Annotated in this window: 18 protein-coding genes and 1 pseudogene; 16 read left to right on the plus strand and 3 right to left on the minus strand. The window is 72.4% G+C overall.

Annotation, left to right across the window (positions count from 1 at the left end; translation table 11 throughout):
- The 3 genes from IG88_RS0131710 to IG88_RS0131720 all read right to left on the minus strand — a co-directional run.
- On the minus strand, window positions 1–557 hold a 557-nt coding region (locus tag IG88_RS0131710), incomplete at its 3' end, for an NAD(P)H-dependent oxidoreductase subunit E (protein WP_031048758.1).
- A complete protein-coding gene (locus tag IG88_RS0131715; RefSeq protein WP_031048761.1) occupies window positions 538–2,466 on the minus strand; it encodes a molybdopterin oxidoreductase family protein in 1,929 nt (642 codons plus the stop codon). The genes IG88_RS0131715 and IG88_RS0131710, both read right to left, overlap by 20 nt.
- Window positions 2,463–3,434 carry a 2-dehydropantoate 2-reductase gene (locus IG88_RS0131720; RefSeq protein WP_031048763.1) on the minus strand — a complete coding sequence of 324 codons (972 nt, stop codon included), beginning with the start codon at window positions 3,432–3,434 and terminating at the stop codon, window positions 2,463–2,465. Before IG88_RS0131720 ends, IG88_RS0131715 begins: the two co-directional genes overlap by 4 nt.
- Before the next feature lie 210 nt (window positions 3,435–3,644).
- On the opposite strand from IG88_RS0131720, the gene IG88_RS0131725 reads away from it, so the two are divergent.
- The 16 genes and pseudogenes from IG88_RS0131725 (at window position 3,645) to IG88_RS0131800 (ending at window position 24,173) form a co-directional block, all read left to right on the plus strand.
- Window positions 3,645–5,009 carry an OFA family MFS transporter gene (locus IG88_RS0131725; RefSeq protein ID WP_031048766.1) on the plus strand — a complete coding sequence of 455 codons (1,365 nt, stop codon included), beginning with the start codon at window positions 3,645–3,647 and terminating at the stop codon, window positions 5,007–5,009.
- Window positions 4,978–5,130 carry an MFS transporter small subunit gene (locus tag IG88_RS43910; RefSeq protein WP_199807523.1) on the plus strand — a complete coding sequence of 51 codons (153 nt, stop codon included), beginning with the start codon at window positions 4,978–4,980 and terminating at the stop codon, window positions 5,128–5,130. The genes IG88_RS0131725 and IG88_RS43910 overlap by 32 nt, the downstream gene beginning before the upstream one ends.
- A 160-nt stretch (window positions 5,131–5,290) precedes the next feature.
- Window positions 5,291–6,241, plus strand: a complete 951-nt coding sequence (locus IG88_RS0131735; RefSeq protein WP_031048768.1) for a beta-ketoacyl-ACP synthase III — start codon at window positions 5,291–5,293, stop codon at window positions 6,239–6,241.
- A 176-nt stretch (window positions 6,242–6,417) separates the two neighbouring features.
- Entirely contained in the window at window positions 6,418–7,095 is a 678-nt protein-coding gene (locus tag IG88_RS0131740) for a GntR family transcriptional regulator (protein WP_031048771.1), read from the plus strand.
- Window positions 7,096–7,347: 252 nt separating this feature from the next.
- A complete protein-coding gene (locus tag IG88_RS0131745) occupies window positions 7,348–8,529 on the plus strand; it encodes an ROK family transcriptional regulator (protein ID WP_030401006.1) in 1,182 nt (393 codons plus the stop codon).
- Between the two features lie 163 nt (window positions 8,530–8,692).
- The gene (locus tag IG88_RS0131750) at window positions 8,693–10,210 is read left to right on the plus strand and encodes a sugar ABC transporter ATP-binding protein (protein ID WP_031048773.1); all 1,518 of its coding nucleotides are present in this window, start codon (window positions 8,693–8,695) and stop codon (window positions 10,208–10,210) included.
- The gene (locus IG88_RS0131755; RefSeq protein WP_031048776.1) at window positions 10,207–11,226 is read left to right on the plus strand and encodes an ABC transporter permease; all 1,020 of its coding nucleotides are present in this window, start codon (window positions 10,207–10,209) and stop codon (window positions 11,224–11,226) included. The genes IG88_RS0131750 and IG88_RS0131755 overlap by 4 nt, the downstream gene beginning before the upstream one ends.
- Before the next feature lie 17 nt (window positions 11,227–11,243).
- Complete coding sequence (locus IG88_RS0131760; protein WP_031048777.1) at window positions 11,244–12,290, plus strand: substrate-binding domain-containing protein; 1,047 nt, start codon at window positions 11,244–11,246, stop codon at window positions 12,288–12,290.
- 88 nt (window positions 12,291–12,378) lie between these two features.
- A complete protein-coding gene (locus IG88_RS0131765; RefSeq protein WP_031048779.1) occupies window positions 12,379–13,677 on the plus strand; it encodes a Gfo/Idh/MocA family protein in 1,299 nt (432 codons plus the stop codon).
- A gap of 16 nt (window positions 13,678–13,693) precedes the next feature.
- Window positions 13,694–14,692, plus strand: a complete 999-nt coding sequence (locus IG88_RS0131770; protein WP_031048788.1) for a sugar phosphate isomerase/epimerase family protein — start codon at window positions 13,694–13,696, stop codon at window positions 14,690–14,692.
- 272 nt (window positions 14,693–14,964) lie between these two features.
- Window positions 14,965–18,681, plus strand: a complete 3,717-nt coding sequence (locus IG88_RS0131775) for a ThuA domain-containing protein (protein ID WP_031048790.1) — start codon at window positions 14,965–14,967, stop codon at window positions 18,679–18,681.
- 235 nt (window positions 18,682–18,916) lie between these two features.
- Window positions 18,917–20,075: pseudogene (locus IG88_RS0131780) on the plus strand (inositol-3-phosphate synthase); the annotation flags it as partial.
- Between the two features lie 235 nt (window positions 20,076–20,310).
- Entirely contained in the window at window positions 20,311–21,438 is a 1,128-nt protein-coding gene (locus IG88_RS0131785; protein WP_031048794.1) for an SCO3242 family prenyltransferase, read from the plus strand.
- A complete protein-coding gene (locus IG88_RS0131790) occupies window positions 21,435–22,568 on the plus strand; it encodes a sugar phosphate isomerase/epimerase family protein (protein WP_031048796.1) in 1,134 nt (377 codons plus the stop codon). The genes IG88_RS0131785 and IG88_RS0131790 overlap by 4 nt, the downstream gene beginning before the upstream one ends.
- A gap of 13 nt (window positions 22,569–22,581) precedes the next feature.
- Complete coding sequence (locus tag IG88_RS0131795; RefSeq protein ID WP_031048798.1) at window positions 22,582–23,325, plus strand: EboA domain-containing protein; 744 nt, start codon at window positions 22,582–22,584, stop codon at window positions 23,323–23,325.
- Entirely contained in the window at window positions 23,325–24,173 is an 849-nt protein-coding gene (locus tag IG88_RS0131800) for a TatD family hydrolase (protein WP_031048808.1), read from the plus strand. Before IG88_RS0131795 ends, IG88_RS0131800 begins: the two co-directional genes overlap by 1 nt.
- Window position 24,174: the final 1 nt, after the last annotated feature.

Raw genomic sequence — 24,174 nt, forward strand, 5'->3', positions numbered from 1 at the left:
CCGGGGGCTGCCGCCCCCGGACCCCCGCTGTCGGCCTGGACGGCCTCGTCCTCAAACGCCGGACGGGCTGATTCGCCCGCCCGGATCGTCAAGGTTGCCGGGGCCCGTTCGCACAGGCCCAGGCACGGGGACCGTTCGACCTTCACCCCGCTCTCCGGGCCCAGGCGTGACTCCACGGCCGCGCACAGCTCGCTCGCCCCCGCCGCCGCGCACGCCAGGTCCGTGCAGACGTGCAGGACCGTGGCCGGGCGGGGCCGGACCGAGAACATGGCGTAGAAGGTGGCCACCCCGTACGCCTCGGCCGGAGGGACGGTCAGGCGGCGGCACACGTAGTCCAGGGCGCCCTCGCTGATCCAGCCGACACGGTCGTTGAGCGCGTGCAGGGCCGGCAGGAGCTGGTCGCGGCGGTCCCGGGCCTCCCGGCCGCCCCGTGCCCATCTGAGGTCGGCGTCGGAGCGGTCCGCGCCCTCCCAGGAGGACTCGGGCGGGCCCAGCAGGGCGTCGACGGCCGCGCGTTCCTCGTCCGTGGGTTTGCCGTCACCGAAGCGCAGGTCCACCGGTGCTCACCTTCTCGATCCGGATCGCCGAGGCCTTGAACTCCGCCGTCCCGGCGATCGGGCAGTTGGCCTCGATGGTCAGCTGGTTGGTGTCCACCTCGTCCGGGAAGTGGAAGCTCATGAAGGCCAGGCCGGGGCGCAGGGCCGTGTCGACCCGGACGGGGGCGAGCAACGCGCCGCGCCGCGAGACGACCCGGACCTCCTCGCCCGCCCGCACGCCGTAGCGTTCGGCGTCCTCCGGGCAGAGTTCCACGGACTCGCCGCGGCGCAGCGGGGAGGCGTACCCGCCGCTCTGCACGCCCGTGTTGTAGGAGTCGAGGCGGCGTCCCGTGGTCAGGCGGATCGGGTACCGCTCGTCGGTGAGGTCCACGGGCGGGTCGTGCCGGACGATGCCGAAGGGCGCCCGGCGACCGCGTTCGGCCGGGTCCGGGGACCACAGCCTGCCGTGCAGGTACGGCGGTTCCAGCCCGTCCGTGCTCGGGCACGGCCACTGGATGCCCTGGTGCTCCTCCAGACGGGCGTACGTCATGCCGTGGTGGTCGGGGGACAGGGCGCGCAGTTCGTTCCAGACCGCCTCCGCGCCGGCGTACTTCCAGTCGTGACCCAGGCGGGCTGCCAGGTCGCAGAGGATGTCGATGTCCTCGCGGGCCTCACCCGGCGGGGTGACCGCCCTGCGGACGCGTTGTACACGCCGTTCGCTGTTGGTGGTGGTGCCCTCGGTCTCCGCCCAGCCGGCGGTCGCCGGGAGGACCACGTCGGCCAGTTCGGCGGTCCTCGTGAGGAAGATGTCCTGGACGACGAGGAAGTCCAGGGCGCTCAGGCGGTGTACCGCCTGCTCGGCGTCGGCCTCGGACTGGGCCGGGTTCTCGCCGATGCAGTAGACGGCGCGCAGGGTGCCGTCATCCATCGCCTCGAACATCTCCGTCAGGGTGAGGCCGTGGCGCGGCTCGATCACCGTGTCCCAGGCCGTCTCGAACTTCCGGCGGACCTCCGGGTCGAGGGCGTCCTGGAAGCCGGGGAGCCGGTTGGGGATGGCGCCCATGTCACCGCCGCCCTGCACGTTGTTCTGGCCGCGCAGGGGCTGCAGTCCGGAGCCGTAGCGGCCGACGTGGCCGGTGAGCAGGGAGAGGTTGATCAGGGCGCGGACGTTGTCCGTGCCGTTGTGGTGCTCGGTGATGCCGAGGGTCCAGCAGAGCTGGGCGCGCTCGGCGCGGGCGTAGGCGTGGGCCAGGTCGCGGACGGCGGCGGCCGGTACGCCCGTCACCTTCTCGGCGAGGGAGAGGGTCCAGGGTTCGACCAGGGCCCTGTAGTCCTCGTAGCCCGTCGTCGCACGGGCGACGAACGCCTCGTTGACCAGGCCCGCGTGGATGATCTCGCGGCCCACCGCGTGCGCCAGCGCGATGTCCGTGCCGACGTTCGGGCCGAGCCAGCTCTCCGCCCACTCGGCGGTGGAGGTGCGGCGCGGGTCCACCACGTACATGCGGGCGCCGCCCCGTATGCCCTTCAGTACGTGCTGGAAGAAGATCGGGTGCGCGAAGCGGGCGTTGGAGCCCCACATCACGATGACGTCGGTGTGCTCGATCTCCTCGTAGGAGGAGGTGCCGCCGCCCGACCCGAAGGCGGCCGACAGGCCCGCCACGCTGGGCGCGTGACAGGTGCGGTTGCAGGAGTCGACGTTGTGGGTGCCCATGACCACCCGGGCGAACTTCTGCGCCACGTAGTTCATCTCGTTGGTCGCCCGCGCGCAGGAGAACATCCCGAACGCGCCGCGCGCCGCTGCCAGCCCCCGGGCCGTGCGGTCCAGGGCCTCCTCCCAGGTCGCCCGGCGGAAGGGCGCCTCGCGCGAGTCCCGGACCAGGGGGTGGGTGAGACGGGTGTAGGTCTTGGGGGTTCGGTCGCGTTTCCTCATGCGGCGCTCCTCAGCGCGAGCAGGTCCGACAGGGCGTGCACGGTGCGCAGGGTGGGCACCGGGACGCCGGTGATCTCCGCCAGTTCGACGACGGCCGCGAGCAGCACGTCGAGTTCGAGCGGCTTGCCGCGTTCCAGGTCCTGGAGCGTGGAGGTGCGGTGGTCGCCGACCCTCTCGGCGCCCGCGAGCCGGCGTTCGACGGAGACGCCGACCTCGCAGCCGAGGGCGGCGGCGACCGTCAGCGTCTCGGTCATCATCGTCTCGATGACCTCCCGGGTGCCGCCGTGCAGGCACATCTGCCGCATGGTGGCGCGGGCCAGGGCGCTGATGGGGTTGAAGGAGATGTTGCCCAGCAGCTTCAGCCAGATGTCGCCGCGCAGGTCGGGCTCGACCGGGCACTTCAGGCCGCCCGAGCGCATCGCCTCGCTGAACGCCAGACAGCGTGCCGACACCTCCCGGCCGGGCTCGCCGATCGAGAACCGGGTGCCTTCCACGTGCCGTACGACGCCCGGCTGTTCCAGTTCGGTGGCCGCGTACACCACGCAGCCGACGGCCCGTTCGGGCGCGAGCACCGCACTGACCGCGCCGGCCGGGTCGACGCTCTCCAGGCGGCGCCCGTCGTAGGGGCCGCCGTGCCGGTGGAAGTACCACCAGGGGATGCCGTTCTGGGCGGCCACCACCGCCGTCGAGTCGTGCAGCAGCGGTTCGATCAGCGGCCCGCACGCCGCGTACGAGTGGGCCTTCAGGCCCAGGAACACGTAGTCGACCGGGCCGACTTCGGCCGGGTCGCCGGTGGCGTGCGGGTGCGCGGTGAAGTCGCCGCGCGGGCTGCGCACCCGTACTCCGTACTGCCGCATGGCCGCCAGATGCGGTCCACGGGCGATGAGGTGCACGTCGGCGCCCGCACGGTGGAGCGCGGCGCCGACGTAGGCGCCGATCGCCCCGGCGCCGAGGACTGCGACTTTCATGGCGGGCAAGCTCCGTCCGGTCGAGGGATACCGAGGAACTGGGGGAGAGGATCGAGGAAGTGCCGATGATGTCGACGAAATATTGTCTACAGTATGGAGGTTGGGGCGGCAAGGCTTTGTGCAGCAGTGGTGGCGGCAGTAGTGGTGGTCTGTAGTTGTGTGCTCAACAGTCTTCTCAAGCGCTTTCCCGATGCCTACGGTTGGGGACCCATGAGTCCCCCCGTCGCACCGCCGGGCTGGAGCCGCTGGCTCGTTCCCCCGGCCGCTCTCTCGGTCCACCTCTCCATCGGGCAGGCCTACGCCTGGTCCGTGTTCAAACCGCCCCTGGAATCCACGCTCGGCCTCAGCGGGACGCAGAGTGCGCTGCCCTTCCAGCTCGGCATCGTCATGCTCGGTCTCTCGGCCGCGTTCGGCGGCACGCTCGTGGAACGGCACGGCCCGCGCTGGGCGATGACCGTCGCCCTCGTCTGCTTCTCCTCCGGCTTTCTGCTCTCCGCGCTCGGCGCGGCCGTGGAGCAGTACTGGCTGATCGTCCTGGGCTACGGCTTCGTCGGCGGGATCGGCCTCGGCATCGGCTACATCTCGCCGGTCTCGACGCTGATCAAGTGGTTCCCGGACCGGCCCGGCATGGCGACCGGCATCGCCATCATGGGCTTCGGCGGCGGTGCGCTCATCGCCTCCCCCTGGTCGGCGCAGATGCTCAAGTCCTTCGGCACCGACAACTCCGGGATCGCCCTCGCCTTCCTCGTCCACGGACTGACGTACGCCGTCTTCATGCTGCTCGGCGTGCTGCTGGTGCGGGTGCCGCGGCCCCGGGAACGGGCGGACGGGCGGCCCGCGCCGCTCGAAGGCGTCCAGGTCTCGGCGCGCTCGGCCCTGCGCACCCCGCAGTTCTGGCTGCTGTGGATCGTGCTCTGCATGAACGTCACGGCCGGCATCGGCATCCTGGAGAAGGCCGCGCCGATGATCCGGGACTTCTTCGCCGACACCTCCACACCGGTGTCGGCCACCGCCGCGGCCGGCTTCGTGGCGCTGCTGTCGGCGGCCAACATGGCGGGGCGCCTCGGCTGGTCCTCCGCCTCCGACCTGATCGGACGCAAGAACATCTACCGGGTGTACCTCGGCGTCGGCGCCCTCATGTACGCCCTGATCGCGCTGTTCGGCGACTCCTCCAAGCCGCTGTTCGTCCTGTGCGCCCTGGTCGTCCTGTCCTTCTACGGCGGCGGCTTCTCCACCGCCCCCGCCTATCTCAAGGACCTCTTCGGCACCTACCAGGTCGGCGCGATCCACGGCCGGCTGCTCACCGCCTGGTCGCTGGCCGGCGTCCTCGGGCCGCTCATCGTGAACTGGATCGCCGACCACCAGGAGGAGGCCGGCCGGCACGGCTCGGCGCTGTACGGGACGTCCTTCCTCATCATGATCGGGCTGCTGGTCGTCGGCTTCGTCGCCAACGAACTGATCCGGCCCGTGCACGCCCGGCACCACGAACCCGCCGCCACCGTCCCCGAGCGGTCCGCGCGGCCCGCGCAGAAGGAGGGCAACGATGTCAGCCGACAGCAGCCAGAGTCCGCCTGACCCGGCCGGCCCGCCCGGCCGGCGGCCGCTGATCGCCTTCACCTGGCTCTGGGTGGGCGCGCCGCTCGCCTACGGGCTGTACGAACTCGTGCGGAAGGCGACCCAGCTCTTCACCGGGTGAGGCCGCGGGGCAGGGGACGGTGACGCCCGGGCGGGGGAGGATGCTGACCGAAGCCGACAAGCCGGGCACCCGTTTCCTGTCGTATCACCTGCCGTCGTACCCGTCGGTCACTCATCACACTGGTGGATCCCGTACCCACGAGGCAGCGAGGACTCCACCCATGCATCACGGCTCCCGCATCACCGCCGTCGGCCACTACCAGCCCGCCCGGGTTCTCACCAACGAGGACCTGGCGGGCATGGTCGACACCAGCGACGAGTGGATCAGGAGCCGGGTGGGCATTCGTGCGCGCCGGATCGCCGGACCCGACGAACCGGTCGACGAGCTGGCCGCCCACGCCGCCGCGAAGGCGCTCGCGTCGGCCGGGCTGACCCCCGCCGACGTGGACCTGATCGTGGTCGCCACCTCCACCGCGATCGACCGCTCCCCGAACACCGCCGCCCGCGTCGCGGCCCGCCTCGGCGTCCCCGGCCCCGCCGCCCTGGACGTCAACGTCGTGTGCGCGGGCTTCACCCACGCGCTGGCCACCGCCGACCACGCCGTGCGCGCCGGGTCCGCGAGCCGGGCGCTGGTCGTCGGCGCCGACAAGATGTCCGAGGTCGTCGACTGGACCGACCGCACCACCTGTGTCCTGGTCGGCGACGGGGCGGGGGCCGCCGTCGTCGAGGCCTGTGCGCCGGGCGAGGAGGCGGGGATCGGGCCCGTGCTGTGGGGTTCGGTGCCCGAGATGGGCAACGCGGTCCGCATCGAGGGGACGCCGCCGCGGTTCGCGCAGGAGGGGCAGAGCGTCTACCGCTGGGCGACCACGCGGCTGCCCGCCATCGCGCGCCGGGCCTGCGAGCGGTCCGGGCTCGCGCCGGCCGACCTCGCCGCGGTCGTCCTGCACCAGGCCAACCTGCGCATCATCGAACCGCTCGCCGCGAGGATCGGCGCCGTCAACGCCGTGGTCGCCCGCGACGTCGTCGAGTCCGGCAACACCTCGGCGGCGAGCATCCCGCTCGCCCTGTCCAAGCTGGCGGAGCGGGGCGAGATCACCAGCGGCGACCCGGTGCTGCTCTTCGGCTTCGGCGGCAACCTCTCCTACGCGGGTCAGGTCGTCCGCTGCCCCTGAACGCCGCGCCGCCCTCCGGTGTGACGTGGCCTACACGCCCGGCAGCGGGTCGCCGGTGCGCCGTAGACTGTAGACGAAAGACAATCGATACTGCGCGTACCGGTGTTGCGCGCACCCGTGTGGTGCCCACCAGCGTTGCGCCCACCGGTTGTGTACCGGCCGTCGAGGGGGGACCGATGTTGTCCGCAGGACTGCCGCAGGGCGCGGTGCCCAAGCTGGAACGGCCCGGCCCGTTGCGGGACCGGGTCTACGAGGCTCTGCTCGAACTCATCACCACGCGGGCCCTCCAGCCGGACCAGCACCTCGTCGAGAGCGAACTCGCCGGTCACCTCGGGGTGTCGAGGCAGCCGGTGCGCGAGGCGCTGCAACGGCTCAACACCGAGGGCTGGGTCGACCTGCGGCCCGCCCAGGGCGCCTTCGTGCACGAGCCGACCGAGGAGGAGGCCGACCAGCTCCTGACGGTGCGCACGCTCCTGGAGGCCGAGGCCGCTCGGCTCGCCGCGGCCAACGCCTCCAGCGCGGGCGTCGCCGCGCTGGAGGAACTGTGCGCGCAGGGGGAGCGGGCCGTGGCCGCCGAGGACGTGGACGCCGCCGTCGCCTTCAACGCCCGCTTCCACCGCAAGGTCATGGAGCTGGCGGGCAACGCCGTCCTCGCCGAACTCGCCGCGCAGGTCGACCGCCGGGTCCGCTGGTACTACACGCCCATCGCCCGGCAGCGCGGCCGGCAGTCCTGGATCGAGCACCGCAGGCTGATCGCCGCGATCACGGAGCGGGACGAGCAGTCGGCGACCCGGCTGATGCGCGAACACACCGAACACACCCGGCGCTCGTACCACGCGCGCGAGAAAGCGTGAGGTCACAGCCCCTCCCGAGTACGTCCCCAGGCCGCCCGGCGGATCGACCGGGCGGCCTCGTCGTGTCCGGGGCGGTCCTGGACCGGACCCTTCTTTGTCCACTCAGTGGAGAAAGTTCGCAGCAATTCGTGCGTGACTTCTTCCCACACCCGGCGCCCACTGCTACGTTCCCTCCGAAAGCAAGCCACTGGACGAGGCCGGAAGTCCGGCCCATTCACAGCCGATTGAGGCGGGGAGGGGCTCGTGAGACGCATGACCGCACGACCCGCGAACGCCCACCAAGCGCGACTGCTCCAGCTCCTGCGCGACGGCGGGCCCAACTCCCGTGCCCAGCTCGGTGACCAGGTCGACCTCTCCCGGTCGAAACTGGCCGTCGAGGTGGACCGGCTGCTGGAGACCGGTCTCGTCGTGGCCGACGGACTCGCCGCCTCCCGCGGCGGGCGCCGCAGCCACAACGTCCGCCTCAACCCGGAACTGCGTTTCCTCGGCGTCGACATCGGCGCGACCTCGGTCGACGTCGCCGTCACCAACGCCGAGCTGGAGATCCTCGGGCACATCAACCAGCCGCTGGACGTCCGCGAGGGGCCGGTCGCGGTCTTCGAGCAGGTGCTGTCGATGGCCGCCAAGCTGCGGGCCTCCGGGCTCGCGGAGGGCTTCGACGGCGCCGGCATCGGAGTCCCGGGACCGGTCCGCTTCCCCGAGGGCGTGCCGGTGGCCCCGCCGATCATGCCGGGCTGGGACGGCTTCCCCGTGCGGGAGGCACTCAGCCAGGAGCTCGGCTGCCCCGTCATGGTCGACAACGACGTGAACCTGATGGCGCTGGGGGAGCAGCACGCGGGTGTGGCCCGCACCCAGCACGACTTCCTCGTCGTCAAGATCGGTACCGGCATCGGCTGCGGCATCGTGGTCGGCGGGGAGGTCTACCGGGGGACCACCGGCAGCGCGGGCGACATCGGGCACATCCAGGCCGTGCCCGACGGACGCCAGTGCGCCTGCGGCAACCGGGGCTGCCTGGAGGCCCACTTCTCCGGCGCGGCGCTGGCCCGCGACGCCACGGAGGCCGCCCAGCAGGGCCGGTCCGCCGAGCTCGCGAACCGGCTGGCGGCGAGCGGGGGCCTCAGTGCCGCCGACGTCGCCGCCGCGGCCGCCGCGGGCGACACCACGGCGCTCGACCTGATCCGGGAGGGCGGCCGCAGCACCGGCCAGGTCATCGCCGGCCTGGTCAGCTTCTTCAACCCGGGCCTGGTGGTGATCGGCGGCGGGGTGACCGGCCTCGGCCACAACCTGCTCGCCGCGATCCGTACCCAGGTCTACCGCCAGTCGCTGCCCCTGGCGACCGGCAACCTGCCCATCGTCCTGGGGGAGCTGGGACCCACCGCCGGAGTCATCGGCGCGGCCCGGCTGATCAGCGACCACCTGTTCTCACCCGCGTAGCACTCGTTCGCCCGTTCGCGCTGCACCCGTTCGGTTCCGCAGATACACCAGCACGGCGCTCCACCCCGTCATGCCCTGTTCCGCATCACCGTCACCCGCTCCGCCAACGCCCTGCTCTGCTCTGCCCTGACACCGGCCCGCACGCCCGCCGAGGGGACCTCACATGGCACCAGAACCACCGCTGCTCAGCATGTCCGGCATCACCAAGTCGTTCCCCGGAGTCCGGGCCCTCGACGGCGTCGACCTCGACGTCCAGGCCGGTGAGGTGCACTGCCTCCTCGGCCAGAACGGCGCCGGGAAGTCCACCCTCATCAAGGTGCTGGCCGGCGCCCACCAGCCCGACACCGGCACCATCCGCTGGCGCGGCGAGGACGTCACCCTGCGCTCGCCCATCGCCGCCATGCGCCTGGGCATCGCCACCATCTACCAGGAACTCGACCTGGTCGAGCACCTGTCGGTCGCCGAGAACGTCCACCTCGGCCACGAACCGACCGCCGCCGGCTTCGTCGTACGGGGACGGGCGGCCAAGGCGTCGACGGCCGCGCTGCTCGAGCGGCTCGGGCATCCCGAGGTCGACCCCGGACGGCTGGTCGGGGACCTGTCGGCGGCACAGCAGCAGATCGTGTCCATGGCGCGGGCGCTGTCGCACGACGTACGGCTGATCGTGATGGACGAGCCGTCCGCCGCGCTCGACCCGGACGAGGTCGACAACCTCTTCCGCATCGTCGCCGACCTCACCGCCGACGGTGTCGCCGTCGTCTACATCTCGCACCGCCTGGAGGAGATCCGCCGCATCGGCGACCGGGTCACCGTCCTCAAGGACGGCCGGGCCGTCGCGGGCGGGCTCCCCGCCGAGTCGACGCCGACCCGCGAGGTGGTGGCGCTGATGACGGGCCGCAACGTCGAGTACGTCTTCCCCGAGCGGCCGGCCGGGCCGCCCGCGGCCGAACCCGTGCTGAAGGTCGAAGGGCTCTCCCGCCAGGGCGAGTTCGCGCCGCTCGACCTCCAGGTGCGGCCCGGCGAGATCGTCGGCCTCGCGGGACTCGTCGGCTCCGGCCGCTCGGAGATACTGGAGACGGTCTACGGCGCCCGCAAGGCGCACACCGGCCGCGTCCTCGTGGGCGGACAGCCGCTCAGGTCCGGCAGCGTGCGCGCGGCCGTCCGCGCCGGACTCGGACTCGCCCCCGAGGAGCGCAAGGCCCAGGCCCTGCTGATGCTGGAGTCCGTCACCCGCAACGTGTCCGTCTCCGCCATGTCCCGCTTCTCGCGCGGCGGCTGGATCGACCGCGGCGCCGAACTCGGCGCGGCGCGTGAGGCCACCCGTGAGCTGTCGCTGCGGCCCGACAACCCCGCCGTGCCCGTGCGCACCCTCTCCGGCGGCAACCAGCAGAAGGCGGTGCTCGCCCGCTGGCTGCTGCGCGGCTGCAAGGTCCTGCTGCTCGACGAACCCACCCGCGGCGTCGACGTGGGCGCCCGCGCCGAGCTGTACGCCGTCATCCGGCGCCTCGCCGACGAGGGCCTGGCCGTACTGCTGGTCTCCAGTGAGGTGCCCGAGGTGCTGGGCCTCGCCGACCGCGTACTGGTGCTGCGGGAGGGCCGGGTCGTGCACGAGGCCCCCGCCCGCGACCTCGACGAACACCGCGTACTCGACCTCGTGATGGAAGGAAGCCCGGCGTCATGACGCAGCACGTGTCCCCGCCACGGGGCGGCACCGACAAAGCGGCAGCGGTGGAAGGGCCGCCCGCCTGGCGGGTCCGGCTGGGCCGCGCCGACGTCCGCACCCTCACCCTGCTCGGCGTGCTCGCCGCACTGGTCCTCATCGGCGGCATCACCCAGCCCGACGCGTTCCTCGACACCCGCAACCTCCAACTGGTGCTCACCCAGGCGTCCGTGATCGGCGTCGTCACCGTCGGCGTGACCTTCGTCATCATCTCCGGCGGCATCGACCTGTCCGTCGGCGCCATCGTCGCCCTCGCCTCCGTGTGGGCGACCACGGTCGCCACCCAGGAGTACGGGTTCGCCGGCATCCTCTTCACCGCGATCGTGGTGGGAGTCGGCTGCGGACTGGTCAACGGGGTGCTGATCGCCTTCGGGCAGATGGTCCCGTTCATCGCCACCCTCGCCATGCTGGCCTCGGCGCGCGGTCTCGCCCTCCAGATCACCGACGGCCGCACCCAGGTCGTCACGGTCCCGAGCGTCCTCGACCTCGCCGAGCGCGACTCGTACGTGCTCGGCATACCGCCGCTGGTCCTGGTCTTCGCGGCCGTCACCGTCATCGGCTGGCTGGTGCTCAACCGGACCACCTTCGGCCGCCGCACCGTCGCCGTCGGCGGCAACGCCGAGGCCGCCCGGCTGGCCGGCATCGACGTCCGCCGCCAGCGCCTCTACCTCTACCTGCTGTCCGGGCTGTGCTGCGGCATCGCCGCCTTCCTGCTGGTGGCGCTCGCCGGCTCCGGCCAGAACACCAACGGCAACCTCTACGAACTCGACGCCATCGCCGCCGCGATCATCGGCGGAACGCTGCTGACCGGTGGGCGGGGACACATCCTCGGCTCCGTGCTCGGCGTCCTGATCTTCACCACGATCACCAACATCTTCGCCCTGAACAACCTGCAGAGCGACGTCCAGCAGATCGCCAAGGGCGCGATCATCGTCGCCGCCGTGCTGGTCCAGCGCCGTACCGCAAGCACGCATTGAGGAAAGGGTTCACCGTCATGACGAAGCTCACGAGTCGCAGAGGGCTGCTCTTCGGAGCCGCCGCCGTGTCCGCCGGTGCCGTCCTCACGGGGTGCACCAGCAACGACCCCGACGGCGGCGACAGCAAGCCCGCCGCGGACACGCAGCCGGCCGCCGACGACAAGCCCGGCAAGCCGGTCACCATCGGCTACGCCGGCCCGCAGGCCGACCACGGCTGGCTCAACGCCGTCAACGAACAGGCCAAGAAGCGCGCCGAGAAGTACTCCGAGATCACCATGGAGGTCACCGAGGGCTCCAACGACACCGCCCAGCAGATCGGCCAGATCGAGACCCTCATCAACAAGAAGGTCGACGTCCTGGTCATCCTGCCGGCCGACGGCAAGGCCCTCACCCAGGTCGGTCTGAAGGCGATGCGGGCGGGCATCCCCGTCATCAACCTCGACCGGATCTTCAACAGCCCCCAGGCGTACCGCTGCTGGGTCGGCGGCGACAACTACGGCATGGGACTCAACGCCGCCCACTACATCGGCGAGAAGCTCAAGGACAAGCCGAACGCCAAGGTCATCGAGCTGGCCGGCATCGACAACCTGGAACTGACCCAGCAGCGCACCCAGGGCTTCGACGACGGCCTGAAGAACTACCCCAACATCAAGAAGGTGGCCCGCCAGGCCGCCGAGTTCACCGTCGAGTCCGGCCAGGCCAAGATGTCCCAACTGCTCCAGGCCCAGTCGGACTTCGACGCGATGTGGAACCACGACGACGACCAGGGCGTCGGCGCCCTGCGCGCCATCGAGCAGGCCGGACGCGACGACTTCCTGATGGTCGGCGGCGCGGGCGCGCTCTCCGCGTTCGAGGCGATCAAGGCCGACCGCGGCGTCCTGAAGGCGACGGTGCTCTACCCGCCGACCATGGCCGCCTCGGCGATCGACCTGGCCCGCGCCCTCGGTCAGGGCAAGGGCATCGGCGGCCTCGCCGAGTTCGAGATCCCCTCGACCGTCACCTGCTACTCGGCGGTCGTCGACAAGGACAACGTCGACCAGTACATGTCCACGGGCTTCAAGTGAGGGGCGCCGCCCCGGCGACGGCCCGACCAGCCGCCGCCGGGGCGGGGCCCACCCCCCACCGTGCCACCACGACGAGGAGGACATCCGCATGGGACAGCCGCAGCAGCCCGAGGGGGCCGGCGCCGAGGAGGCAGCCGCCGGGACCGACAGCGGGACCGACAACGGGACCGCCGGGGCCGGGGCCGCGACGGGGGCGTCCGCGACCAGACCACCCCTGCGCGTCGGGATGGTCGGATACGCCTTCATGGGTGCCGCCCACTCCCAGGGCTGGCGCACCGCGGGCCGCGTCTTCGACCTGCCGCTGAACCCCGTACTGGCCGCGATCTGCGGGCGGGACGCCGACGCCGTCCGCCTCGCGGCCGACCGGCACGGCTGGCAGAGCACCGAGACCGACTGGCGGACCCTGGTCGAACGCGACGACATCGACCTCGTCGACATCTGCACCCCCGGCGACAGCCACGCCGAGATCGCGCTGGCCGCGCTCGCCGCCGGCAAGCACGTCCTGTGCGAGAAGCCGCTGGCCAACACCGTAGAGGAGGCGCAGGCGATGACCCGCGCCGCCGAGCAGGCCGGGGCACGCGGACAGCTCGCGATGGTCGGGTTCAACTACCGACGGGTCCCGGCCACCGCGCTGGCCCGGCGGATGGTCGCCGAGGGCCGGGTCGGCCGGCTGCGGCACCTGCGGGTGACCTACCTCCAGGACTGGCTGGTGGACCCCAAGGCCCCGCTCACCTGGCGGCTGCGCAAGGACCTGGCCGGGTCGGGCGCGCTCGGCGACCTCGGCGCCCACATCGTCGACCTCGCCCAGTACCTGTCGGGGGAGGCGATCGCGGGCGTCTCCGCGCTCACCGAGACCTTCGTACGGGAACGCCCGCTGCCCGACGGCGCCCCCCGGGGCCTGTCCGCCGGCTCGAAGGACGGCGTGACCGGGGAGGTGACGGTGGACGACGCCGCGGTGTTCACCGGGCGCCTCACCTCCGGTGCGCTGGTCTCCTTCGAGGCCACCCGGTACGCCACCGGCCGCAAGAACGCCCTGCGCATCGAACTCAACGGGGAGCGCGGCTCGCTCGCCTTCGACCTGGAACGGCTCAACGAGCTGGAGTACCACGACGGAACCGAGCCGGGGGAGCACGCGGGCTTCCGCCGCATCCTCGTCACCGAACCCGAGCACCCCTACCTGGACGCCTGGTGGCCGCCGGGCCACGGACTCGGCTACGAGCACACCTTCGTGCACCAGGCGCGCGACCTCGTCCACGCGGTCGCCGAGGGCCACGGGCCCGAACCCTCCTTCGCCGACGGGCTGCAGGTGCAGCGCGTGCTCGCGGCCGTGGAGGAGAGCGCCGAGAAGAACAGCGTCTACACCCCGATCGCCCCCATCGCACTCTGAGGAGGCCGGCAGCGACATGCCACGCAACTTCACGCTCTTCACCGGACAGTGGGCGGACCTGCCGCTGGAGGAGGTCTGCCGCCTCGCCCGCGACTTCGGCTACGACGGGCTGGAACTCGCCTGCTGGGGCGACCACTTCGAGGTCGACAAGGCCCTCGCCGATCCCTCCTACGTGGAATCCCGCCACCAGCTCCTCGACAAGTACGGCCTGAAGTGCTGGGCGATCTCCAACCACCTGGTCGGACAGGCCGTGTGCGACGCCATCATCGACGAGCGCCACGAGGCCATCCTGCCGGCCCGCATCTGGGGCGACGGCGACGCGGAAGGGGTACGACAGCGCGCCGCGGCCGAGATCAAGGACACCGCACGGGCCGCCGCCCGGCTCGGCGTCGACACGGTCATCGGCTTCACCGGCTCGGCGATCTGGCACCTGGTCGCCATGTTCCCGCCCGTCCCCGAGTCCATGATCGAGCGCGGCTACCAGGACTTCGCGGACCGCTGGAACCCGATCCTGGACGTCTTCGACGCCGAAGGCGTGCGGTTCGCACACGAGGTGCACCCCAGCGAGATCGCCTACGACTACTGGACCACCCAGCGCGCCCTGGAGGCGGTCGGACACCGGGAGGCCTTCGGCCTCAACTTCGACCCCTCGCACTTCGTGTGGCAGGACCTCGACCCCGTCGGCTTCCTGTGGGACTTCCGCGACCGCATCTACCACGTCGACTGCAAGGAGGCCCGCAAGCGCCTCGACGGACGCAACGGGCGGCTCGGCTCCCACCTGCCGTGGGGCGACCCGCGGCGCGGCTGGGACTTCGTGTCCGCCGGGCACGGAGACGTCCCGTGGGAGGACGTGTTCCGCATGCTGCGCTCCATCGGCTACCAGGGGCCCGTCTCCGTGGAGTGGGAGGACGCCGGCATGGACCGGCTGCAGGGCGCCCCGGAGGCGCTCACCCGGCTGAAATCATTCGACTTCGAGCCGCCCAGCGCGTCCTTCGACGCGGCCTTCAACAGCTGACCGCACCCCGACCGCAGGTCAGGACCGGGGACCGGCACATCCGCCGGTGCCCGGTCAGGGCTGCCCGAATCCTGCTTTGTCCTGAACTGGGAAAAAGTTGAACCAGCCACGGTCCAAGGGGTGTTCGCCCCGGAAGAACGCGGTTACGGTCCCTGAAGGTCCCTGAAGTGTTCAGGACACTCACCTCTCCGGGGTGACGGCGCACCCCGGCGCCCGCATCGCACGTCCTCGCACCCATCCCAGTACGGCCCACCCGTTCCCGGAGGGACTTCGTGCACAGAACCAGACTCAAAGGCACCAGGACCACAAGGCGCCCCGGACTCCGCACCGGCCTCGCCCTGTTCACCGGCCTGCTGCTGGCCGTCGGCACTCCCGCGACGGTCGCCGGCGCCCACCCCGGCCACCCCGAGCACGACGACACGGCAGCCGTCGCCGAGGGGCAGTTCCAGCAGGTGCCGCTCGCCAAGGGCGAGCCCGAGATGGGCGAGCCGATGTCGCTCGCCGTACTCCCCGACCGCAGCGTCCTGCACACCGCCCGCGACGGCACACTGCGCCTGACCGACCAGGGCGGCGTCACCAAGGTCGCCGGCAAGATCCCCGTCTACAACCACGACGAGGAGGGCCTGCAGGGCGTCGGCATCGACCCGGACTTCGAGAACAACCGGGCGATCTACCTCTACTACGCCCCGCCGCTCGACACCCCCGCGGGCGACGCCCCGGAGAACGGCACCGCCGAGGACTTCAAGAAGTTCGACGGCGTCAACCGCCTCTCCCGCTTCGTCCTGAACGCCAACGGCACGCTGGACATGGCCAGCGAGAAGAAGGTCCTGGACGTCGCGGCCTCGCGCGGCACCTGCTGCCACGTCGGCGGCGACATCGCCTTCGACGCCGACGGCAACCTCTACCTGTCCACGGGCGACGACACCAACCCGTTCGCCTCGGACGGCTACACCCCGATCGACGAGCGCCCGGACCGCAACCCGGCCTTCGACGCCCGCCGCAGCGCCGGCAACACCAACGACCTGCGGGGCAAGATCCTGCGCATCAAGGTCGCCGAGGACGGCTCGTACACCATCCCGGAGGGCAACCTCTTCGAACCGGGCACCGAGAAGACCCGCCCCGAGATCTACGCGATGGGCTTCCGCAACCCGTTCCGGATCAGCGTCGACAAGAAGACCGGCACGGTCTACGTCGGCGACTACGGCCCCGACGCGGGCGCCGCCGACCCGAAGCGCGGCCCGGCCGGGCAGGTCGAGTTCGCCAAGGTCACCGAGGCGGGCAACTTCGGCTGGCCCTTCTGCACCGGCGACAACGACCCCTACGTCGACTACGACTTCGCCACCGGCACCTCCGGCGAGACCTTCGACTGCGCCGCCCCGAAGAACACCTCGCCGCACAACACCGGCCTCACCGACCTGCCGCCCGCGCAGGCCGCGTGGATCCCGTACGACGACGGCTCCGTGCCCGAGTTCGGCAGCGGCTCCGAGTCCCCGATGGGCGGTCCGGTCTACCGCTACGACCCCGAGCTCGACTCCAGCGTCAAGTTCCCCGAGGAGTACGACGGGGACTTCTTCGCCGGTGAGTTCGGCCGGCGGTGGATCAAGCGGATCGAGCAGAACGAGGACGGCTCGGTCGCGAAGATCAACGACTTCCCGTGGACCGGCACCCAGATCATGGACATGGAGTTCGGCCCCGACGGCGCGCTCTACGTCCTCGACTACGGCTTGTCCTGGTTCCAGGGCGACAAGGACTCCGCCCTGTACCGCATCGAGAACGCCGCGGACGGCTTCTCCCCGATCGCCGAGGTGAGCGCCGACAAGACCTCCGGCGCGGCCGGTCTGAAGGTGGCCTTCACCGCCACCGCCAAGGACGCCGACTCCCCGGACCTCACCTACGCCTGGGACTTCGGCGACGGCACCACGGGCGAGGGCCTCACGCCCACCCACAAGTACAAGAAGGTCGGCACCTACACCGCGACCTTCACCGCCAAGGACCCCGAGGGCAACACCGGCAACGCCAGCGTCCGGATCGTGGTCGGCAACACCGAGCCCACGGTGACCATCGAGACCCCGGGCAACGGCACCCTGCTGCCCATGGGGGAGCCCATCCCCTTCAAGGTGAAGGTCACCGACCCCGAGGAGAGCATCGACTGCTCCAAGGTCAAGGTCGCCTACAGCCTCGGTCACGACTCCCACGCCCACGAGCTGACCAGCGAGATGGGCTGCGAGGGCACCCTCAACCCGCCTCCCGGTGACGGCGGGCACGACCCCAACGCCAACATCTACGGCGTCGTCGGCGCCAGCTACACCGACGGCGGGGCCAACGGCCAGGAGGCCCTGACCGGCACCGCCCGCACCGTGATCCAGCCCCCGCACCGCCAGGCCGAGCACTTCGCCGCCCAGCAGGGCGTGTCGACGGTCGACAAGACCGGCGCCAACGGCGGCAAGACCGTCGGCGACATCAACGACGGCGACTGGATCTCCTTCAGCCCCTACAAGTTCGACGGGCAGCAGAAGCTGACCGTGCGGGCCTCCTCCGGCGGCGCCGGCGGCTTCATCGAGGTGCGCACCGGCTCGCCCACCGGCAAGCTGCACGGCTCCGCCTACATCCCGCCGACCGGCGGCTGGGAGACCTTCCAGGACGTCGACGTGCCGCTGCGGTCCCTGCCGAAGAAGACCACGGACATCTACCTGGTCTTCAAGGGCGGCGAGGGCGCGCTGTTCGACATCGACGACTTCGAGTTCTCCAAGGAGCCCTTCAAGGACGGCAAGAAGGTCCTGGTCTTCTCCAAGACCGCCGGCTTCCGCCACGACTCCATCCCCGAGGGCATCGCCGCCCTGAAGGAGCTGGGCACCCCGGCGGGCATCTCGGTCACCGCGACCGAGGAGGCCGGGCAGTTCACCACGGCCAACCTCGCCAAGTACGACGCGGTCGCCTTCCTGTCCACCACCGGTGACGTCCTCAACGCCGACCAGCAGAAGGCGTTCGAGAACTACGTCAAGAACGGCGGCGGATACATGGGCATCCACGCCGCCGCCGACACCGAGTACGACTGGGAGTTCTACGGCGGCCTCGTCGGCGCCTACTTCGACTCGCACCCGGCCATCCAGAAGGCCACCGTCCGCGTCGAGGACCACGACCACCCCGCCACCGCGCACCTGGACGACGCCTGGGAGCGCACCGACGAGTGGTACAACTACCGCACCAACCCGCGTGAGCAGGCCAAGGTCCTCGCCACCCTGGACGAGACCACCTACCAGGGCGGGAACATGAAGGGCGACCACCCGATCGCCTGGTGCCAGAACTACGGCGGCGGCCGCTCCTTCTACACCGGGATGGGCCACACCAAGGAGTCCTACGCGGACGAGGCCTTCCGCAAGCACCTGCTCGGCGGCATGCAGTACGCCACCGGCCAGGCCAAGGCCGACTGCAAGCCCGCCAAGGGCTACCGGGACATCTTCAACGGCCAGACCCTGGACGGCTGGAAGCAGGCCGGACCCGGCAAGTTCAACATCAAGGACGGCGTCCTGGAGTCCGAGGGCGGCATGGGCCTGCTCTGGTACCAGGCCAAGGAGCTGAAGTCGTACTCCCTCAAGCTCGACTGGAAGATGCGGGGCGACGACAACTCCGGAGTCTTCGTGGGCTTCCCGGCCTCCGAGGACCCCTGGTCCGCCGTGAACAAGGGCTACGAGGTCCAGATCGACGCCACGGACGCCGTGGACCGCACCACGGGTGCGATCTACACCTTCAAGGCGGCGAACATCAAGGCCCGTGACCAGGTGCTGCGGCCGCCCGGGCAGTGGAACTCCTACGAGATCAAGGTCCAGGGCGAACGCCTCCAGGTGTTCCTCAACGGAGTCAAGATCAACGACTTCACCAACAAGGACCCGGAGCGGAGCCTGACCGACGGCTACATCGGCCTGCAGAACCACGGCGCCGACGACCATGTCTCCTTCCGCAACATCCAGCTCAAGGAACTGCCCTCCTAGGGCGACCCGCCCCCGAGGGGTGACCTCTGCCAGGGGCGCCCGCCCCTCGGGGGCAACCCGGAACGGCGGCGGGCGGAGGACGCCGGACCTCCGCCCGCCGTCACCCCGACGCACCGCTGTCGGACCACGCCGACGCTCCGCTCCGTCGGACCGCCCCGACGCACCGTCCCGACGCACCACCCCCGGCCGTACCACCGCTCGTGTGTGCCCGACGCGCTCGACAAGGAGGCTGCCCATGTCCGCGTCCCCCTCTGCTTCCTCCCACGGCCCCCGCACCGGTGTCTGGCTGATCGGAGCCCGCGGCTCCGTCGCCACCACGGTGGTGGCGGGCTGCGCCGCCGTGACCGCGGGGCTGCACCCCCCGACCGGCATGGTCACCGAGACCCCCGACTTCGCCGGCACCGGTCTCCCCGCCCTCCCGTCCCTCGTCTTCGGCGGCCACGACACCGTGGACTGTCCCTTGCCCAAGCGGGCGGAGGCGCTGGCCGACGGGGGCGTGCTGCCGCACGGTCTGCCCTCGGCCGTCGGTGCCGAACTGGCCGCGGCCGACCGCGAGATCCGCCCCGGCGGCCCGCTGCCGGGCGACACCCGTGACGAGCGGGAACTGATCGCCGCGTTCGCCGCGGACATCACCGACTTCACCCGGCGCACGGGAGCGGAGCGGACGGTCGTCGTGAACGTCGCCTCCACCGAGCCCGCGCCCACAGGGGGAGCCCTGCCCGCCAGCTCCCTCTACGCCGCCGCCGCCCTGCGCGCCGGATGCCCGTACGTCAACTTCACCCCGTCCACCGGACTGCACCACCCCGCGCTGGCCGCGCCGGCCGAGGCGAGCGGCCTGCCCTACGCGGGCCGGGACGGCAAGACCGGGCAGACCCTGCTGCGCTCGGTGCTGGGCCCGATGTTCGCGCAGCGGGCGCTGGCGGTGCGCGCCTGGTCGGGCACGAACCTGCTCGGCGGCGGCGACGGCGCGGCGCTGGCCGACCCGGCGGCGGCCGCGGCGAAGAACGCCGGCAAGGAACGCGTCCTCGCCGACACCCTCGGGTCCCCCGTCGAGGGCGAGGTCCACATCGACGACGTTCCCGCGCTCGGCGACTGGAAGACCGCCTGGGACCACATCGCCTTCGACGGCTTCCTCGGCGCGCGGATGTTCCTCCAGACCACCTGGCAGGGCTGCGACTCGTCCCTCGCCGCCCCGCTCGTCCTCGACCTGGCCCGCCTGGCCGCCCGGGCCCACGAGCGGGGCCTGTCCGGCCCCTTGGGCGAACTGGGCTTCTTCTTCAAGGACCCGGTGGGGGAGGGGCCCTCCTCGCTGGCCGAGCAGTACGCCGAGCTGAAACGGTTCGCCGCACGCCTGCGGGGCGCCGGGGACACCGGTGCTGTGGAGGAGGGGGACCGAGCCGCCGGGGGCGGCGAGTCTGCCGGGGGTGGCGAGGCTGTTGGGTCCGCCGGGTCCGCCGGGTCCGTCGGTTCCGACGGGTCTGCCGGGTCCGCTGGTTCTGTCGGGTCCGCTGGTTCTGTCGAGGTTTCTGGGACCGCGGCGTTCGTTGGGTCTGCGGGGCCTGCCGAGTCCGCCGGGGCCTCCGTGGTCGGCGGTCCCGACGGCGGCGCTCCCGAAGGCGAGGCCGGGCGATGAGCCGCGCAGTCGACGCGGCCCGGTTCACGGCCGGGCCGTCACGAGAGCCCGGAGTGCCGGCGGAGCCGTCGGGGGTGCCCGCCGTTGCGCCGGGTGCACCGAATGCGCCAGGGGCGCCAGGGGCGCCAGGAACAGCCTCCGGGGCCCCTGGGCAGCCGGCTCCGGGTGCCGAAGGTTCCACCAGGGGCGCCCGCCTCGCCGCCTGGGCCGAACTCCTCCGCCTGCCCGCCCTGTTCACCGTCCCCGGCGACGCCCTGGCCGGTACGGCCGCGGCAGGAAGTCGGCCGGGACCCCGTACCCTGCTCGCCATCGGCTCCTCCCTGTGCCTGTACGAGGCCGGCATGGCCCTCAACGACTGGGCCGACCGTGCGGAGGACGCCGTGGAGCGCCCGCACCGCCCCCTCCCGTCCGGCCGCATCCGCCCCGCCGCCGCCCTCGTGGCCGCCGGTGCCCTCACCGGTGCCGGGCTGGCGCTCGCGGCCGGCGCGGGGCGGCCCGCCCTCGGGGTCGCCGTGCCCCTGGCAGCCACCGTCTGGGCCTACGACCTGGCCCTGAAGCACACGCCGGCCGGACCGGCGGCCATGGCGACGGCGCGCGGACTCGACCTCCTCCTGGGCGCGGCCGCCACCGGCGGGGGCAGGCGGGCCGCGCTGCCCTCGGCCGCGCTGCTCGGCGGCCACACCCTCGCGGTCACGGCCGTCTCCCGGCGGGAGACCACCGGCGGCTCGGTCCTGGCCCCACTGGCCGCGCTCGCGACGGCGGGGGCGCTGACCGGTCTGGTCACTTCCCGCCGCACCCGACTCCCGGCAGGCCGGCGGGCAGCAGCCGCCCCCGGCCTGCCGGGCTCCACCCCGGCGTCCCCGGTCACCCGCGCCCTCACGTCCGCCCTGGGCGCCGCCTACGCCGCGACGGCCGCACGCCCCTACTTCCACGCCGTGCTCAACCCCTCACCCCCGCTGACCCAACGTGCCGTCGGCGGTGGCATCCGGGCCACGGTCCCCCTCCAGGCCGCGCTCGCCGCCCGCTCGGGCGCGGGAGCCACGTCCCTCACGATCGCGGCCCTCGCCCCGGCCGGCCGGTGGTTCGCGAAGAGGGCCGCGATGAGGAAGGTGAGCATCACATGAGCCGCGAGCCGAACCAGGGACCGAACCAGGAATCGAACCAGGGACCGGTCCGGGGGCCGGACCGGGGCCAGAGCCAGGAGCCGCAGTTCGGACCGGCCTGGGGGCCCGAGCGCGGTCGGGCCGGGCAGCCGAACCACGGACCGGCCCAGGCGTCGTACCCCGGACCGGCCCAGGGGTCGTACCACGGACCGGAACAGGGGCAGGTCCCCGGCCCGGGCCGGCCCGCGCACGGCAGCGCAGCGACCCCGCTCCGCTTCGGGTACGGCACCAACGGACTCGCCGACCTCCGTCTCGACGACGCCCTCGCCCTCCTCGCCGACCTGGGCTACGACGGCGTGGGCCTGACGCTCGACCACATGCACCTCGACCCGCTCGCCGACGACCTCGCCGCCCGCACCCGCCGGGTCGCCGCGCGGTTGGACGCCCTCGGTCTGGGCGTCACCGTGGAGACGGGCGCCCGCTACGTGCTCGACCCGCGTCGCAAGCACGGCCCCTCCCTTCTCGACCCGGACCCGGAGGACCGCGCCCGCCGCACCGGCCTCCTCGTCCGCGCCGTCGGTGTCGCCGCCGACCTCGGTGCCCACGCCGTGCACTGCTTCAGCGGCGTCACACCGGCGGGCACGGACGAGGACACCGCGTGGAAGCGGCTGGCCGAGTCCCTCACCCCGGTCCTGGACGCCGCCGCCACCGCGGGCGTCCCTCTCGCCGTGGAGCCCGAACCGGGGCACCTCCTGTCCACCCTCGCCGACTTCCACACCCTGCGCCGCACCCTCGGCGACCCCGAACCCCTCGGTCTCACCCTGGACATCGGTCACTGCCAGTGCCTCGAACCGCTCCCTCCCGCCGACTGCGTGCGCGCCGCCGCCCCCTGGCTGCGCCACGTGCAGATCGAGGACATGCGCCGCGGCGTCCACGAACACCTCCCCTTCGGTGACGGCGAGATCGACTTCCCGCCCGTCCTCGAGGCCCTCGCCGCCACCGGCTACCGGGGCCTGACCGTCGTCGAACTGCCCCGCCACTCCCACGCGGGCCCCCACCACGCCGAACGCTCCCTCCCGTTCCTGCGGCGCGCCGCACCGGCGCCGCCCCCCAGCACCAGCCGCTCGGGCGAGCCCTCCGCCACCCACTGAAGGGAGCCACCCCATGACGCAGCCGCACGCCGCCCACGTCACCCCCGACACCCAGGACGCGGACGGCACCCCCGTCGGACCCGCCGGGCAGGAGCAGGGCACCACCCCCGCCCACGTCCCGCCCGCCGAGCTGCACGCGATCCTGACCACCCGGCTCGACGGCACCGCCCGTGCCTGGCTGGACCAGGCCCTGGACGAAGCCGCCGCCCACCCCGGAACCCACGGCCCCATCTCGGTGTGGGAGCTGCGCCTCGCCGAGGCCGGCCGCCGCTGCGGGCCCGCCCACGCCGACGCCGCCCGCGTCCTCGTCCTGTACGCCGCCCGCGCCGACACGGACGCCCTGACCCGGGTCTACACCCAGGGCACCGCCGACGAACGCCGCGCCGTCCTGCACGCCCTGCCGCACCTCGTGCAGGGACCGGACGCGCTGCCGCTCGTCGAGGACGCCCTGCGCACCAACGACACCCGCCTCGTCGCCGCCGCACTCGGCCCCTACGCCGCCCGGCACCTCGACCCGCACCAGTGGCGGCACGCCGTACTGAAGTGCCTGTTCACCGGTGTCCCCGTCGACAGCGTGGCGGACCTCGCCCGCCGGGCCCGGGGCGACGGCGAACTCGCCCGGATGCTCGCCGACTACGCCGCCGAACGCACCGCCGCGGACCGCACCGTCCCCGAAGACCTGCACCGCGTCCTGGCCCTGACCGAGCCCGGGCGCCCCGCGCCCGGCACGGCCGACCCCCACGGCAAGGAGTCCTGATGCGCATCTTCGACCCCCACATCCACATGACCTCCCGGACCACGGACGACTACGAGGCCATGTACGCCGCCGGCGTGCGCGCCGTCGTCGAACCCTCCTTCTGGCTGGGCCAGCCCCGCACCTCTCCGGCCTCCTTCCGCGACTACTTCGACGCCCTGCTGGGCTGGGAACCCTTCCGCGCCGCCCAGTACGGCATCGCCCACCACTGCACGATCGCCCTCAACCCCAAGGAGGCGAACGACCCGCGCTGTCTGCCCGTCCTCGACGAGCTGCCCCGCTATCTCGTCAAGGACAGGGTGGTGGCGGTCGGTGAGATCGGCTACGACTCGATGACGCCCGCCGAGGACGAAGCGCTGGCCACCCAGCTCCAGCTCGCCGCCGACCACGGGCTGCCCGCCCTCGTGCACACCCCGCACCGCGACAAGCTGGCCGGCCTGCGCCGCACCCTCGACGTGGTCCGCGAATCCGCCCTGCCCACCGACCGGGTACTGGTCGACCACCTCAACGAGACCACCGTCAAGGAGGCCAAGGACAGCGGCGCCTGGCTCGGTTTCTCCGTCTATCCGGACACCAAGATGGACGAGGTCCGCATGGTCGCCCTGCTGCGTGAGTACGGCCCTGACCGGGTCCTGGTCAACTCGGCGGCGGACTGGGGCAGGAGCGACCCGCTCAAGACCCGCAAGGTCGGCGACCTGATGCTCGCCGAGGGCTTCACCGAGGACGACGTGGACCGGGTGCTGTGGCGCAACCCCGTCGCCTTCTACGGGCTCAGCGGACGGCTGGAACTGGACGTGGCCCCGGGCGACGCCACCCACGAGGGCAACTCCATCCTGCGCGGCGGGGAGTGAC

It is taken from the genome of Streptomyces sp. NRRL F-5650 (genome assembly GCF_000721365.1).
Taxonomy (GTDB): domain Bacteria; phylum Actinomycetota; class Actinomycetes; order Streptomycetales; family Streptomycetaceae; genus Streptomyces; species Streptomyces ardesiacus.